At 60.9% G+C, this 13,338-nt stretch carries 16 protein-coding genes and 1 pseudogene; 7 read left to right on the forward strand and 10 right to left on the reverse strand.

The window, feature by feature from the left end:
- Window positions 1-218: 218 nt before the first annotated feature.
- The 3 genes from msrA to NKI46_RS06995 form a co-directional block, all read right to left on the reverse strand.
- On the reverse strand, window positions 219-944 hold the full coding sequence (gene msrA / locus NKI46_RS06985; RefSeq protein WP_023681259.1) for a peptide-methionine (S)-S-oxide reductase MsrA: 726 nt from the start codon (window positions 942-944) through the stop codon (window positions 219-221).
- Between the two features lie 111 nt (window positions 945-1,055).
- Window positions 1,056-1,340, reverse strand: a complete 285-nt coding sequence (locus tag NKI46_RS06990; RefSeq protein ID WP_023748237.1) for a hypothetical protein — start codon at window positions 1,338-1,340, stop codon at window positions 1,056-1,058.
- Between the two features lie 79 nt (window positions 1,341-1,419).
- The gene (locus NKI46_RS06995; protein ID WP_023748236.1) at window positions 1,420-2,121 is read right to left on the reverse strand and encodes a DUF1223 domain-containing protein; all 702 of its coding nucleotides are present in this window, start codon (window positions 2,119-2,121) and stop codon (window positions 1,420-1,422) included.
- A 195-nt stretch (window positions 2,122-2,316) separates the two neighbouring features.
- Between NKI46_RS06995 and NKI46_RS07000 the strand changes: the two genes are divergently transcribed.
- A complete protein-coding gene (locus NKI46_RS07000; protein WP_023681256.1) occupies window positions 2,317-2,688 on the forward strand; it encodes an endonuclease domain-containing protein in 372 nt (123 codons plus the stop codon).
- A gap of 141 nt (window positions 2,689-2,829) precedes the next feature.
- Window positions 2,830-4,635 (forward strand): translation elongation factor 4, encoded by a 1,806-nt coding sequence (lepA, locus tag NKI46_RS07005; protein ID WP_352745449.1) that lies wholly within the window; start codon window positions 2,830-2,832, stop codon window positions 4,633-4,635.
- Between the two features lie 20 nt (window positions 4,636-4,655).
- On the opposite strand, the gene NKI46_RS07010 is transcribed toward lepA, so the two are convergent.
- The 3 genes and pseudogenes from NKI46_RS07010 to NKI46_RS07015 form a co-directional block, all read right to left on the reverse strand.
- Window positions 4,656-6,401, reverse strand: a complete 1,746-nt coding sequence (locus tag NKI46_RS07010; protein ID WP_352745452.1) for an ATP-binding protein — start codon at window positions 6,399-6,401, stop codon at window positions 4,656-4,658.
- Between the two features lie 93 nt (window positions 6,402-6,494).
- Window positions 6,495-6,794 (reverse strand): annotated as a pseudogene (locus NKI46_RS30940) (HD domain-containing protein); the annotation flags it as partial.
- Window positions 6,781-7,428: an HD domain-containing protein gene (locus NKI46_RS07015; protein ID WP_352745455.1), complete on the reverse strand. Its 648-nt coding sequence runs from the start codon at window positions 7,426-7,428 to the stop codon at window positions 6,781-6,783. The pseudogene NKI46_RS30940 and the gene NKI46_RS07015, both read right to left, overlap by 14 nt.
- 290 nt (window positions 7,429-7,718) lie before the next feature.
- On the opposite strand from NKI46_RS07015, the gene NKI46_RS07020 reads away from it, so the two are divergent.
- The 3 genes from NKI46_RS07020 (at window position 7,719) to NKI46_RS07030 (ending at window position 9,566) form a co-directional block, all read left to right on the forward strand.
- Window positions 7,719-8,231, forward strand: coding sequence for a hypothetical protein (locus NKI46_RS07020; protein WP_352745458.1), 513 nt, complete (start codon window positions 7,719-7,721; stop codon window positions 8,229-8,231).
- Between the two features lie 295 nt (window positions 8,232-8,526).
- Window positions 8,527-8,874 carry a hypothetical protein gene (locus tag NKI46_RS07025; protein ID WP_352461045.1) on the forward strand — a complete coding sequence of 116 codons (348 nt, stop codon included), beginning with the start codon at window positions 8,527-8,529 and terminating at the stop codon, window positions 8,872-8,874.
- 320 nt (window positions 8,875-9,194) lie between these two features.
- Complete coding sequence (locus NKI46_RS07030; protein ID WP_352461046.1) at window positions 9,195-9,566, forward strand: hypothetical protein; 372 nt, start codon at window positions 9,195-9,197, stop codon at window positions 9,564-9,566.
- 194 nt (window positions 9,567-9,760) lie between these two features.
- Here the strand turns inward: NKI46_RS07030 and NKI46_RS07035 are convergent, their stop codons facing one another.
- Window positions 9,761-10,081: a hypothetical protein gene (locus NKI46_RS07035; RefSeq protein ID WP_023728762.1), complete on the reverse strand. Its 321-nt coding sequence runs from the start codon at window positions 10,079-10,081 to the stop codon at window positions 9,761-9,763.
- Window positions 10,082-10,245: 164 nt separating this feature from the next.
- Here NKI46_RS07035 and mbfA point away from each other — a divergent pair, with 164 nt between their 5' ends.
- Window positions 10,246-11,229 (forward strand): iron exporter MbfA, encoded by a 984-nt coding sequence (gene mbfA / locus NKI46_RS07040; RefSeq protein WP_023681248.1) that lies wholly within the window; start codon window positions 10,246-10,248, stop codon window positions 11,227-11,229.
- Window positions 11,230-11,389: 160 nt separating this feature from the next.
- Here the strand turns inward: mbfA and NKI46_RS07045 are convergent, their stop codons facing one another.
- From NKI46_RS07045 to NKI46_RS07055, 3 genes are all read right to left on the reverse strand, one after another.
- Window positions 11,390-11,734 carry an antibiotic biosynthesis monooxygenase family protein gene (locus NKI46_RS07045; RefSeq protein WP_023701918.1) on the reverse strand — a complete coding sequence of 115 codons (345 nt, stop codon included), beginning with the start codon at window positions 11,732-11,734 and terminating at the stop codon, window positions 11,390-11,392.
- A complete protein-coding gene (locus tag NKI46_RS07050) occupies window positions 11,731-12,087 on the reverse strand; it encodes an NIPSNAP family protein (protein ID WP_023673248.1) in 357 nt (118 codons plus the stop codon). The genes NKI46_RS07045 and NKI46_RS07050 overlap by 4 nt, the downstream gene beginning before the upstream one ends.
- Before the next feature lie 85 nt (window positions 12,088-12,172).
- On the reverse strand, window positions 12,173-12,376 hold the full coding sequence (locus tag NKI46_RS07055) for a DUF1127 domain-containing protein (RefSeq protein ID WP_023701917.1): 204 nt from the start codon (window positions 12,374-12,376) through the stop codon (window positions 12,173-12,175).
- A gap of 69 nt (window positions 12,377-12,445) precedes the next feature.
- On the opposite strand from NKI46_RS07055, the gene NKI46_RS07060 reads away from it, so the two are divergent.
- Window positions 12,446-13,120, forward strand: a complete 675-nt coding sequence (locus tag NKI46_RS07060; RefSeq protein ID WP_352595241.1) for an ArsR/SmtB family transcription factor — start codon at window positions 12,446-12,448, stop codon at window positions 13,118-13,120.
- Window positions 13,121-13,338: the final 218 nt, after the last annotated feature.

The raw sequence follows: 13,338 nt of genomic DNA on the forward strand, positions 1-13,338 counted from the left end.
GCACCCCCCTCTGGCCTGCCGGCCATCTCCCCCTCAAGGGGGGAGATCAGCTCCTCACTGCGGCCTTCGCCAACCTTGCAAGATGAGCACCGTCAGCGACGCTGCCAATCTCCCCGCATGAGGGGGAGATGCCCGGAAGGGCAGAGGGGGGTGCTGTCCCGCTGGCGTCTCAGGTAGGGCGTCGCCGCTCTCTGCGTCCGGCCAAGTCCTATCGCCCCTCAGCTCTTCCCCGCCAGCACCAGCACCGGTTTCTCGCTGTACAACCCCGGGAACAGCGACTTCAAATTCGCCACCTTGGGCAGGTCGTTGTAGACGATGTAGGGGTAGGTCGGGTTCAGCGTCAAAAAGTCCTGGTGATATTCCTCGGCCGGATAGAAGGTTTTGCCCGTCTCCAGCGTGGTGACGATGGGCTTGGCAAACACCTTCGCCTGGTCGAGCTGGGCGATGTAGCTCTGGGCGATCTTCTGCTGCGCATCGTTCTCGGCAAAGATGGTCGAGCGGTACTGGGTGCCCGAGTCGGGGCCCTGGAAGTTCAACTGCGTCGGGTTGTGGGCGACCGAGAAATAGACCTGCAGCAGCTGGCCGTAGGTCACCTTGGACGGATCGTAGGTGATCTCGACCGATTCGGCGTGGCCGGTGCGGCCGCTGCCCACCGTTTCGTAGACGGCGTCATCCTTGGCGCCGCCGGTGTAGCCGGAGACGGCCTTGGTCACGCCCTTGACGTGCTGGAACACGCCCTGCACGCCCCAGAAGCAGCCGCCGGCGAAGATAGCCTTCTCGCTGCCGCTGGCGGCCTTCTCGTCCACTGCCGGCGGCGGGATCACCACCGCGTCCTCGGCCGAACGCGCCGGGCTCTGCCAGAAGGCAGCCGCCGCGGCGGCGACGATGAGCGCGGCAAGCGCGCTCTTGAAGATCGGCGTTCTCGTCCTTGCAATGCCGGTCATGTCTGATCTCCTTGATGGTGGCGAAGACTATACGACAGAACGTCCCGCCTGGTTTCTCAAATTGCCGTGCGCCGGCCCGGCCATTGTGCGGCCGGGCCATGGGACCAAGCCTTATTGCGCGGGCGCCATGGCGTCCGCCGGCTTCATCGCATCCGTTGCGGGCTTCATCGCATCAACCGGCTTCATGGCGTCGGTGGCGGGTTTCATTGCATTCGTCGCCATTGGGTCGGCGGGCTTCATGGCACCGGTCGCCGGCGCCATGGCATCGGTCTCGGGCTTCATCGCATCGGTGGCCATCGCCGGCTTCATGGCGTTGGTCGCTTCGTCGGCACGGGCGCCGGCGGCGAAGCCGGTCATCGAAAGCGCAAGGGCGAGCGCGGTCAGGGTCTTGGTCATGATGGTATTTCCTCCTTGAAGAGGGCGCGCGGATGCGAGCCCGGTTATGCCGCGCTAGCGGCGTTGCGTAGAAAAAGAATCAGTCGGCGGCTGCAGCCAGGATCGGCCCACCACCCGGCGACTGCACCAGCACCGCGGTGCTCAGCCCGCCGCTTGCCGCCGGCAGCGGCAGTGTGGTGGCGTCGCCGCTCCAGCTGCCGAGTTTCTCCAGCGAGTGCACGACATTGGCATGCGGCAGCGTGCGGCCGGTGTTCTCGCCGCGCGCCACCGGCACTTCGACGACGCCCTTGTTGTAGCGGACCAGCCAGACATCGGCGCGGCCGGCCGGCGCGGAACCGGCGCCGATGCTGATCTTGCCGCCGTCGAGCGACAGCGTCGGCCCGTTCGTATGACCGCTCGCGGAAATCAGCTGCTCGATCTCGCCGGGCGCTGCACCCACCGCATCGGCACCGCCATTGACCACGACCTGCGGCGTGAACGGGCCGGAGCGGCCGAGCGACGGCTCATAGCGCACCTGGCGCTGGGTGAACTCCTCGCGGCCGAAAATGTCCTTCCAGCCGAGATAGTCCCAGTAGGTAACGTTGAACGACAGCGCCAGAACGCCCGGCTCGTCCTTGACCTTGATCAGATTGGCATTGGCCGGCGGGCAGGACGAACAGCCCTGGCTGGTGAACAATTCGACCACGGTGAGCGGCTGGGCGAAGGCGGTGCCGCCAAGCATCATCAGCGCCGCACCTGCGGCAGCCAGCATGCCGGCGCGTTTTGGGTTAAGTCCAGTCATCGGGGGTCTCCGTTGCGGCGGGTTCATGCCACACTTCGCCGCTGCCCGAGGCTTCGTTACATGGTTCACCGCTTCGTGATTGGGGGCGGAAGGCGTCGTTGCCTTCTCCCCTTGTGGGAGAAGGTGGATCGGCGCGAAGCGCCGAGACGGATGAGGGGTGTTCCAGCGGAGTGAGACGTTGGTTAATCTAACGTCATGCCACATCAGCCCGTCGCTCCTGCCAAACGAAACTTTGCCCGTTCGCTCCGACGTGAAATGACGGAGGCGGAAGACAAACTGTGGCACGAACTACGTGACCGCAGGCTCGATCGGATCAAATTTCGGCGCCAAGTTCCTGTTGGAAAATACGTCGCCGATTTCGCTTGTCTTGAATCACTCCTCATCATCGAGATCGATGGGAGTCAGCATGCGGACTCAGAGTCAGACCAGGCCCGTAGAACGGAACTGGAGGCGAGAGGCTTTCGTGTGTTGCGCTTTTGGAACGACGATGTCCTGAAAGACATGGACAGCGTCTGCACCACGATAATCGCTTATGTAAGGGATGTCAGTTTGCAGCCATGGCGGTGAAAGAACGCCGGCGTCAAGCTGGAACACCCCTCATCCGTCTCGGCGCTGCGCGCCGATCCACCTTCTCCCACAAGGGGAGAAGGCAAGGGCACCGCCACCCCGCTTGCCCCTGCAACCCGCCCCTGCTAAAGCCGCCCCATCATGAGCACGCCTCTCGACCACATCCGCAATTTCTCCATCGTCGCCCATATCGACCATGGCAAATCCACGCTTGCCGACCGGCTGATCCAGTCCACCGGCGGGCTGGAGCTGCGCGACATGAAGGAGCAGGTGCTGGACTCGATGGACATCGAGCGCGAGCGCGGCATCACCATCAAGGCGCAGACGGTGCGGCTGAAATACCGCGCCAACAATGGCGAGGACTATATCCTCAACCTGATCGACACGCCCGGCCATGTCGACTTCGCCTATGAAGTGTCGCGCTCGCTCGCCGCCTGCGAAGGCTCGCTGCTGGTCGTCGATGCTTCCCAGGGCGTCGAGGCGCAGACGCTCGCCAATGTCTACCAGGCGATCGACAACGATCACGAGATCGTCGTGGTGCTGAACAAGGTCGACCTGCCGGCCGCCGAGCCCGAACGCATCCGCGAGCAGGTCGAGGAAGTCATCGGCATCGACGCCTCCAACGCCGTGCTGATCTCGGCCAAGACCGGCCTGGGCATTCCGGATGTGCTGGAGGCCATCGTCCACCAATTGCCGCCGCCGCGCGAGGGCGATGCCTCGGCACCGCTGAAAGCCATGCTGGTCGACAGCTGGTACGACGCCTATCTCGGCGTCATCGTGCTGGTGCGCATCATCGACGGCGTGCTGAAAAAGGGTGCGACCATCCGCATGATGGGCACCGGCGCAAAGCATCTGGTCGAGCGCACCGGCGTGTTCACGCCGGCCCGCATCAATGTCGACGAGCTCGGCCCCGGCGAGTTCGGCTTCTTCACCGGCTCGATCAAGGAAGTGGCCGACACCCGCGTCGGCGACACCATCACCGAGGACAAGCGCCAGACCGCGCATGCTTTGCCCGGCTTCAAGCCGGCGCAGCCGGTGGTGTTCTGCGGCCTGTTCCCGGTCGACGCCGCCGATTTCGAGGATCTGCGCGCCGCCGTCGGCAAATTGCGCCTCAACGACGCCTCCTTCTCCTATGAAATGGAAACCAGTGCCGCGCTCGGCTTCGGCTATCGCTGCGGCTTCCTCGGGTTGCTGCATCTGGAAATCATCCAGGAGCGGCTGGAGCGCGAGTTCAACCTCGACCTGATCGCCACGGCTCCATCAGTCGTCTACCGGCTGCTGCTTACCGACGGCTCGATGAAGGAACTGCACAACCCGGCCGACATGCCCGACGTGGTGAAAATCTCGGCCATCGAGGAGCCGTGGATCCGCGCCACCATCCTGACGCCCGACGACTATCTCGGCGGCATCCTGAAGCTTTGCCAGGACCGGCGCGGCATCCAGGCCGACCTGTCCTATGTCGGCAAGCGCGCCATGCTGATCTACGATCTGCCGCTCAACGAAGTCGTCTTCGACTTCTACGACCGGCTGAAGTCGATCTCCAAGGGCTACGCCTCCTTCGACTATCACCTGACCGACTACAAGGAAGGCGATCTGGTGAAGATGTCGATCCTGGTCAATGAGGAGCCGGTCGACGCGCTGTCCATGCTGGTCCACCGCACCGCGGCGGAAAAGCGCGGCCGCCAGATGTGCGAGAAGCTGAAGGAGCTGATCCCGAACCACCTGTTCAAGATCCCGATCCAGGCCGCGATCGGCGGCAAGGTCATCGCCCGCGAAACCATCTCGGCCCTGCGCAAGGACGTCACCGCGAAGTGCTACGGCGGCGACGTCTCGCGCAAACGCAAGCTGCTGGACAAGCAGAAGGAGGGCAAGAAGCGGATGCGCCAGTTCGGCAAGGTGGATATCCCGCAGGAGGCGTTTATCCAGGCCTTGAAGATGGGGGATTGAGTGGAGCGATGCCCGACAAGCTATCTAGCAGTCGAGCTTGCGATGTCCATCGGGATTGCGGACACAATCGCAACTGTTGTTGCTATCTCCTTGCTCGTATCGCCGTATAGGCTCTTATCAATCACAAAGTGAAAACTCTCCTTATATCGACCGATCAAATATCCATCGCGACTTTCCACAAATAACTCGTATCCATGACTATTGAGACATTTCCGCGCCATTTGCAGAAAGGATCCATTTGTATCGGCGGATAGCGAGAAATACGGCTCACTCGAGGAAAACCTTAGCGTACAGACATGCTCGTTTTCGGTTGGCTCAAAATAATCCGTAACGTTAAACCTGTATAAGGAGTGTCGGTCGTTATCAATACTTCCCACAAAATTTACGAAGGCAGAACCTTTTCGCTCCTTTGGGAAGATGACTTTCTTTGACGAAGTTAGCATCTTACAGAACGCCGTTAGGCTAGTGTACTCACCGTTGACTGGAATGTTCGCCAAGTCTGATGAATCGCCACCATACTCAGAAACGCACGTAGCAATTTTATGTTTAGTTGATTCACTAATGTCAGCAGTCGCCCATATGGTTGCTTGGTCTGACGCCCATTCCAGCAAGGTACTTTCTTGAAGGTCTATAACCTCGCTTAGGCGACGTGGACCTTCGGCTTTCACGGGCAATACGCCAATAAATTGGCGAGTTGATCCGTACCGAGCGATCGATGGGTCCCCTGTATTAAAGCCGTGCAGCGCAAAGCTGCCAATGCCACCTGAGCTAATTGGGCTAATCGCCGCCCTTCCTTTAACGACCCCATCCTCTTTTATTAAGCGAATCGCTTTTGCGCATTGATCGAGATCGAATGTTTCTCCTTGCCTAGAAATCCTACGTGCCTCAACAAGCTCAGCCTTCTCAAGCCAGGTATCAGCGCTTTCATCATACCATTTCTCGGTATGGCATTCGTAGGATTGGCCTTCGGTTCGAAAGAAAACACTGCAATCTAGGGTCGGGGTCATAGACCAGATCCTGTGCTGCCAACTCAGCTGTAATTTATCTAAGTCAGCCATTTCACCCGCGTCGTCCCAGTCAATATTCGTCTCAACATATAGAAATTCTTCTATGGATTCATTCTTCACGAGAAATCTAACAATAGAAGAATATTCATCGCCAATAGCAACATCAGATCCTGAGTAAAGAACACATGGACCTAGCAGTCCGTCCGGAAAGTCTAGACTTTTGATTTCGGAGAGACCCGCGTGATAGGGCCTGCTGCTTACGGTCAGTCGATCAGTAGCCATCATCAGTGAAAAGAATCCGATGCCGTACCGCCCTGATTGCTCTATTCCCGTACGAGCGAAACCCGGAAGCTCCTCAACAACATCCGATGACCGCCATAGAGACTTACCAAAATCGACCAATGCTCCTGTTAGAACACGCGGTGACATTCCAATCCCGTTGTCACGCACCGATATCCAAGACTCATTCTCGTTCGCTGGCTCCAATTCAATCAGGATCTTTCCAGAATAGCTCGTATGGTCATCGGTAAGTGCCCGGCGCGCTCGGACGGCATCCGATGCGTTTTGAATCAGTTCACGAAGCGGGACACTTAATCCGTCGGACTCATATAGAAGCCTCCCGCCCAGCAGCTTAATGACCGACTTGGGGTCGGAGATAGCGACTCCAACTGGGACCGGCTCCCAGCCCTCCGTCTGAAGATGTTTCCTTAGTTTTTCGGGCGCGTCGGCATCAGCAATTGCGCGGACAGCGAATGCCACTTCCTCCAAGTCCAATAGAAGTCGATTAGACTGCTCTAATTCCCGATTGGCGACAATAAGCGCCTCCGATGCGAGCCACCAAGCGCGCGCATCTGACCGACGAAAAGGGGTCGTTGACGTGAAAACTAGGCTATCTCCCTCGACATACGGCTGTGAAAGTCTGTTCTGCGCTCGCCAATGATTTTCCGAAATCTTATTGCCTCTGAGTAATGCATAGGAAAAGTCAGGGGCTCTTGACTGGTCGACCTGTGTCGCGTCCGCGCATCTCAGTAAGCAAGCTAGAACGCGGGGTCGGATAGTCCAAGTAGACGGGAAGCCAGCGAGGGCTCCCATCTTTTTTGCGAGTCTTCGTTCAATCTCACCAATATCCCAATGGTGGCTAGCTGCGATCAAGCCGATTACATTGCCAAAGATGATTTCGAAAAGTATCGTCTTCTAGAAGATGGTATGTTGATTTGCGATCTGGTGTAACGACGCTGAAAAATGCGAGTTCTTCGGCTTTTGACGCATGCATTCGGCGAAGAACGTTGAATTGTATGTCCGCCTCAAGTGGCTCCGTATATTTCTTTTCGGCTTTATCTTGCCCTACATTCAAACGTCGAAGAAGTCTCCTACCTCGGTATGGCCTTGAGGTGCGCTCTGCTTCCTCAAGAGCGTATGATTTCATCTGCGCAGCTGTATCTTGCCAGAACGAAGTGGCACGCAATTCAGTCAAACCGTCTTTGTATACGCTTAGTGTATGAGCTGCATCATGTAGAAGAATTGCTCCACCAAATACAAATAGCTCAAGTGGATTTAATTGATACTCCGAGCCGGCAATTTGATCCGCTCTAGACCAAAGCGCTACGAAGTGCGACTCGTCGTGCAAAGTTAAGCCTGGCAAGTCTAAGGCAATACGTTTTGCCATCTCACATGCACGGTCCCAGAAGGCGCGATATGCTTGGACGATTCGACCCTTTTCGATCGAATGATCATGACCATGGAAGCCATTCTTCCACAGACCCATTTCTTCAAATGTATATCGCAAGTCCGCCCCCCCTAATTTCCCTCCGGTACAGTTACTGATTTGGTCGCGGCAGTCGACTCATTTTCTTCTGCAGATGATTACTGGGGGCTCCGATCAGCAGATGCTCGACGTCGGCGGGGTTCGGTACTAGCGCACGGCAGAGATGGTGGCCTGCGGAGATCAATTCCACACTTGCCGTGGATCTGCCCGATGCAATCAAATATTTCAACGCCAATGCGCTACTCCTACCAACCGAGATTTCGTGGGCGCTTCGTCTTACATTATCCTCATAGAGCTTGAGGAGACATCACATGCGCACCACCTCCGACACCGTCGCCGCCATCGACCTCGCCATAGGCGGTGCCTTCGGCCTGGCCGGCACCTTCGTCTCCAGCGCTCCGCTCCGCGAAACATTCTGGGCGATCGATGGCGTGGCGCTTGTGGTGGCAACCGCGCTGCTGACCATGAAACACCAGCGGCTGGGCAATGACTGCATAGCTGCCGGGTTCCTCACCTTCCTCGTCGGCGAGAGCTTGATCATATCAGGCAATGCGGCGGGGCTGGAGGCCAGCGTTCCCTCCTATGTCGGCGGCATCTCGCTGTGGGCGGCGGCGCTCGTCCTGATCGGCGCGTCGAACACGTTTGCTCTGTGGATGCGACTCACCGGGCTTATCGCCGCCATCCTGTTTGTCGTGACCGTGGCCATGGTGCTGTGGGGCGCGCCCTTGCTGCCCACCTCGGCGCCGCTGCCCGCCGCCGGCTATCCGTTCCTGGTGCTGACGTTTGCCGGCTGGATCTGGACGTTGCTGAAGTCGCCGAGGTGATTGACGCTATCCGACGGCTGGCGCCGCATGTGAAGTGGGGCAGTAGGGGGCGTAGGGTATCACGAGGCCGCCCCCTCATCCGGCCGCTTCGCGGCCACCTTCTCCCCGCTGGGGAGAAGAGGCGAGCACCAGCGCCGAGCGAGCTCCTCTCCCCTCGGGGAGAGGTCGGATTGCCCCGAATTGCCTTTCGCAATTCGGCTGGCAATCCGGGTGAGGGGGACTTGCCTAGCCGTGGCTCTAGGCCCGGCCCTCGCGGCGTGCGACCCTCGCATCTCCGATTCGGAAACCCGCCGCCATGCTCCGCCTCACCCTTGCCGTCCTCCTCATCGCCACCCCGGCGCATGCCGCCGACATGGCGTTCTTCGTCAAGAACCTGCGCAGCCAGGCGGTGGCGGTGGAGCTGTTCAGCCGTGACCGCAAGATGTCGTGGCCGGGCGGTGGTCAGGTGTTTCTGATCGAGCCGAGCTCGCAGAAATCGGTGCCGATCTCGTGCAATCCGGGCGAGAACATCTGCTACGGCGCCTGGGTGAACGGCAATGATGCGATCTCCGCCGGGGTCGGGCCGGATAATGACCAGCCGTGCGATACGTGCTGCTTCATCTGCGTGGAGAAGACGACCGAGACGATCGATCTGGTTGAGTGAGGGGCGGGGCGCCGAAGCTGCTGATCTCCCCCCTCGTGGGGGAGATGTCCGGCAGGACAGAGGGGGGCGCGAAGGATCGCCAGCGTATGGATCAGCAAGCATAAAATTGAAATGACGCGGCTGCAGGAATGAGAGGTCGGCGGGACAGCGCCCCCCTCTGCCTTGCCAGGCATCTCCCCCACGAGGGGGGAGATCAGCAGCTCCACCAACCTCTCCCAATCCCCCCAAAATCAGTCACGCCCCGCCCTTCAATCTCCGCCGCCATCATGCGATGCTGAATTCCCTCGGCCGGGGGGCCGATTTGCCTCGGGGTAAACACCATGTCCTTCACTTGTCTGCGCCGCATCGTCGTTGCGCTCTCGCTTGCCGCGCTGTTTGCGCCGGCCGCTCATGCCGCCGACATCACCTTCGCCGTCAAGAACAGCCATCCCAATGCCATGCGCCTCGAGCTCTACAGCCAGGACCGCGACTATGTCTGGCCGGGCAACGACAAGGACTTCTATCTCGACGATGGCGAAACCAAGCAGATCCCGGTCTCGTGCGACGAGGGCGAGTCCATCTGCTACGGCGCCTGGGTCGACGGCGACGAGGGCACCTATTGGGGCGTCGGCCCCAACAACAAGGAAAAATGCGAGGATTGCTGCTACACCTGCAATGGCGGCGAGACGGAGGAAATTGAACTGACGCCGTAGGGCGGGCGAAGCTGCTAATCTCCCCCCTCGAGGGGGAGATGTCGCCGAAGGCGACAGAGGGGGTCGCCTCGCGTGAAGCGCTAGCCCTCCATCTGCCGCGCAGGACGTCGAGCCCGGTCGGACCGACCCCCTCTGCCTTGCCAGGCATCTCCCCCTCAAGGGGGGAGATCAGATGTCGCTTCGGCTTTCGCCAATTATCCCAGCAACGCCCTCTGCCGCTTCGGCCCGCCCGCCTTGCGCCAGGAGTTGAACCGGTGCGTCGCGGCGGCAAACGAGATCTTCATCTGCTGGGCGACCGAGTAGCGCGACCTGCCTTCGTCGAACAGGCGGTAGCAGCATTCGACGCCCTCCTCGGTCAGCTTGCCGTCGGGCGCCTTGTTGTGCGGATTGGCGGGGTCGAATTTTTCGACCTGCTGTTCGACCAGGCCTTTCAGCCGCTGCAAATCGGCCTCGATGCTGGCGATCAGATCGAGGACGGGTTTCGGATCGAAGTGGTCATGCGGCTTTGCCGTCATCTCTTGGATACCTTTCGCTTTGCGTGTCGCGACAATATAGGTGAACATTTGCCGATAATGAAGGCCGCGTTGCGATCCGGCGCTTCAACATTTCTTGACTGGCGATTGACCGCGGAGACTGTAGCGCCTAGTTTAGAATTGTTCTAAACTGGGGTGAATTTCTCATGCTTTCCCGTGTCTTCGGTTTCGGCCGCCGTCCTTTCGAAACGCTGTCGGAACAGGAGATCCTGGCCCTGGCAATTTCATCCGAAGAAGATGACGGGCGCATCTACCGCGCCTATGCCGACGGGCTAGCGGACAGTTTTCCGCAATCGGCGAAAGTGTTCGAGGCGATGGCGGAGGAGGAGGACGGGCATCGCGATTCCCTGATCGAGCTCTACCGCAAGCGTTTCGGCGAGCGCATTCCGCTGCTGCGCCGCGAGCACGTGAAAGGCTATTACGAGCGCAAGCCCGACTGGCTGGTGCGGCCGCTCGGCATCGAGCATGTGCGGCGCCAAGCCGAAGAGATGGAGCGGCAGGCCTATCGCTTCTATGTCGAGGCGGCCAAGCGCACCGGCGATGCCTCGACCCGGAAACTGCTCGGCGACCTGGCCGCGGCCGAGCAAAGCCATGAGAATTCGGCGCATCGGCTGGAGCAGAAACTTGTGCCGGGCGAGGTGAAGGACGAGGAAGCCAGCGCCGAGCAACGCCAGTTCATCCTGACCTATGTGCAGCCCGGGCTTGCCGGGCTGATGGACGGCTCGGTGTCGACGCTGGCGCCGATCTTTGCCGCAGCGTTTGCCACGCACGACACCTGGCAGACGCTGCTGGTTGGCCTCGCCGCCTCGATCGGCGCCGGCATCTCGATGGGCTTTACGGAGGTCGCTTCCGACGATGGCAAATTGTCAGGGCGTGGCTCGCCGATCAAGCGCGGACTGACCGTCGGCATCATGACGACGCTGGGTGGGCTGGGCCACGCGCTGCCTTACATCATCCCGCATTTCTGGACGGCGACGGCGGTGGCGGCCGTGGTGGTGTTCTTCGAATTGTGGGCGATCGCCTTCGTGCAGAACCGCTACATGCAGACCCCGTTCCTGCGCGCGGCGTTTCAGGTGGTGCTGGGCGGGGCGCTGGTGTTTGCGGCCGGGGTGCTGATCGGGAATGCGTGAGCGCCAAGCGCCCCCTCACCCAGCCTCCGCTTCGCTCGGCTGACCTCTCCCCGAGGGGAGAGGAGATTTTCGAAGCCTGCGCCAGTCTCTTCTCCCCAGCGGGGAGAAGGTGGCCGCGAAGCGGCCGGATGAGGGGGCCTGGCGCGACGCCGATACCTAGTCACCCATTCACCGCCCTGCTATCCTCTGGCGCCTCGTCCCTCTCCGTCAGCCCGTAATCCCGCACCACATGCGCAATGCGCAGCCGGTAGCCGGCAAATATTCCGCCGCGACCCGCATGCTGCGCCTGCCGATGCTCTTCCGTATTGCGCCAGGCTTTCACCGCTTCCTCGTCGCGCCAGAAGGACAGTGACAGGACCCGGTTGGGATCGCCCAGGCTCTGAAAGCGCTCGATCGAGATGAAGCCATCGATGCCGCTGAGCAGCGGCCGCAGTTCCGCGGCGATGCCGAGATAGGCATCGCGCTTTCCCTCAGCCGGCTGCACCTCGAAGATGACAGCGATCATATCTCCTCCTTGACCGCGGTCTGGAACAGCTGCCGCGGTCCATGCGGCCCCGACACCAGCTTCAGGAAGATGCGGTCCTCTTTCAAGATGAACTTTTCGCGGCGGGCGAATTCGTAATTGGCCTTGCCCGCCGGATCGGCGGCGAGACGAGCGCGGTAGGCCTCATAGGCAGCGAGGCTGTCGATGTTGTAGGCGGCGTAGGCGGTGGTGGCCGAGCCCTCATGCGGGGCGTAGTAGCCGATCAGATCGGCGCCGCAGCGCGGGATCGCCTGGCCCCAGGCCTTGGCATATTGCTCGAAGGCCGGCTTGCCGAACGGGTCGATCTCATAGCGGATGAAGCAAGTGATGGTCATCGTGATCTCCTTGGGTTTCGCGTGGATAGTTCGAGCGGCCTCGAAACGTTGTGCCGCAGGGTCTGCTAGGCAAACGTGCTGGCGGTCAGGCCTGCGAGAAGGATTTTGCGCATTCGCGGCGCACATCCTCACCGGTCAGGCCGAGATCGCGCAGCAGATGGTCGTCGACCTCCGCGAGGTCGAGCTGCTGCACATGGCGGTCGTACCAGCGGGCGAGCAGCCGCCGTTGCAGCCAGGTGACGAATGGAAACCGCCGGCGGCTGGCGAGTGGGGCGGAAGCGGTTGGCATCGGCGTTCTCCTTGATCCCGCCCGACAATAATGCTTATCTGACGAGAATGCTTCGATGGAGACCTAACTATGCGTGAAGGACCCGACATTGCCCGCATCGCCAGCCTGGTCGGCGATCCGGCGCGGGCAAACATGCTGAATGCGCTGATGGGCGGCACGGCTTTGACGGCCAGCGAACTGGCGCTGGAGGCCGGCGTCTCGCTGCCGACGGCGTCCTCGCATCTGTCGAAACTGATGGAGGGCGGGCTGCTGACCTTGGCCAGCCAGGGCCGGCATCGCTATTACGGCCTCGCGGGGCCGCAGGTGGCAGGCATGATCGAGGCGATCACCGGGGTGGCCGAAGCGGTCGGCCCCAAGCGGGTGCGGCCCGGCCCGCGCGACGGCGCCATGCGCGTCGCCCGTGTCTGCTACGACCACCTCGCCGGCGAACATGCGGTGGCGATGCTGGACCGGTTCGTCGCGCGCGGCATCCTGTTGCGCGACGACAATGAGATGAGGCTGGGGCCAGCAGCAGCCTCGCATTTTTCGGCCATCGGCATCGGCGTCGGCGCCAAGCCGCGCCGGCCGGTCTGCCGCGCCTGCCTCGACTGGAGCGTGCGCCGCTCGCACCTTGCGGGAACGCTGGGCGCGGCTATTCTGGACAAGATCCTGGCGGAGAAATGGGCAAGGCGGGAGAAGGACAGCCGCGCGGTGGTGTTTTCACCGCCGGGGAAGCAGGCGTTCGAGCGGGTGTTTTTGGCGTAGAGGTTCGGCAGCGCTAATTGGGCGACGCTGGCGGGACAGCACCCCCCCTCTGGCCTGCCGGCCATCTCCCCCTCAAGGGGGGAGATTACGCGCTCAACAGCTTTCGCCAATCTCGAACATCGTAAAGGTGAGCTGCGCCTCGAAGCTGCCAATCTCCCCCCTTGAGGACAGAGGGGGGTGTGACGGAACGCTTGCGTAGCAGGTGAGGCGCGCGACGC

Source organism: Mesorhizobium sp. M0615, from assembly GCF_040320805.1.
Classification (GTDB): domain Bacteria; phylum Pseudomonadota; class Alphaproteobacteria; order Rhizobiales; family Rhizobiaceae; genus Mesorhizobium.

What these genes read in the sequence shown, in the direction of transcription:
- NKI46_RS06990 (WP_023748237.1), bottom strand. Translation starts at nt 1,340, where the DNA reads ATGACCAAGACCCTGACCGCGCTCGCCCTTGCGCTTTCGATGACCGGC.
- NKI46_RS06995 (WP_023748236.1), bottom strand. Translation starts at nt 2,121, where the DNA reads ATGACTGGACTTAACCCAAAACGCGCCGGCATGCTGGCTGCCGCAGGT.
- NKI46_RS07045 (WP_023701918.1), bottom strand. Translation starts at nt 11,734, where the DNA reads ATGATCGCTGTCATCTTCGAGGTGCAGCCGGCTGAGGGAAAGCGCGAT.
- mbfA (WP_023681248.1), top strand. Translation starts at nt 10,246, where the DNA reads ATGCTTTCCCGTGTCTTCGGTTTCGGCCGCCGTCCTTTCGAAACGCTG.
- NKI46_RS07035 (WP_023728762.1), bottom strand. Translation starts at nt 10,081, where the DNA reads ATGACGGCAAAGCCGCATGACCACTTCGATCCGAAACCCGTCCTCGAT.
- NKI46_RS07055 (WP_023701917.1), bottom strand. Translation starts at nt 12,376, where the DNA reads ATGCCAACCGCTTCCGCCCCACTCGCCAGCCGCCGGCGGTTTCCATTC.
- NKI46_RS07050 (WP_023673248.1), bottom strand. Translation starts at nt 12,087, where the DNA reads ATGACCATCACTTGCTTCATCCGCTATGAGATCGACCCGTTCGGCAAG.
- NKI46_RS07020 (WP_352745458.1), top strand. Translation starts at nt 7,719, where the DNA reads ATGCGCACCACCTCCGACACCGTCGCCGCCATCGACCTCGCCATAGGC.
- NKI46_RS07025 (WP_352461045.1), top strand. Translation starts at nt 8,527, where the DNA reads ATGCTCCGCCTCACCCTTGCCGTCCTCCTCATCGCCACCCCGGCGCAT.
- NKI46_RS07060 (WP_352595241.1), top strand. Translation starts at nt 12,446, where the DNA reads ATGCGTGAAGGACCCGACATTGCCCGCATCGCCAGCCTGGTCGGCGAT.
- NKI46_RS07030 (WP_352461046.1), top strand. Translation starts at nt 9,195, where the DNA reads ATGTCCTTCACTTGTCTGCGCCGCATCGTCGTTGCGCTCTCGCTTGCC.
- NKI46_RS07000 (WP_023681256.1), top strand. Translation starts at nt 2,317, where the DNA reads ATGCCACATCAGCCCGTCGCTCCTGCCAAACGAAACTTTGCCCGTTCG.
- lepA (WP_352745449.1), top strand. Translation starts at nt 2,830, where the DNA reads ATGAGCACGCCTCTCGACCACATCCGCAATTTCTCCATCGTCGCCCAT.
- msrA (WP_023681259.1), bottom strand. Translation starts at nt 944, where the DNA reads ATGACCGGCATTGCAAGGACGAGAACGCCGATCTTCAAGAGCGCGCTT.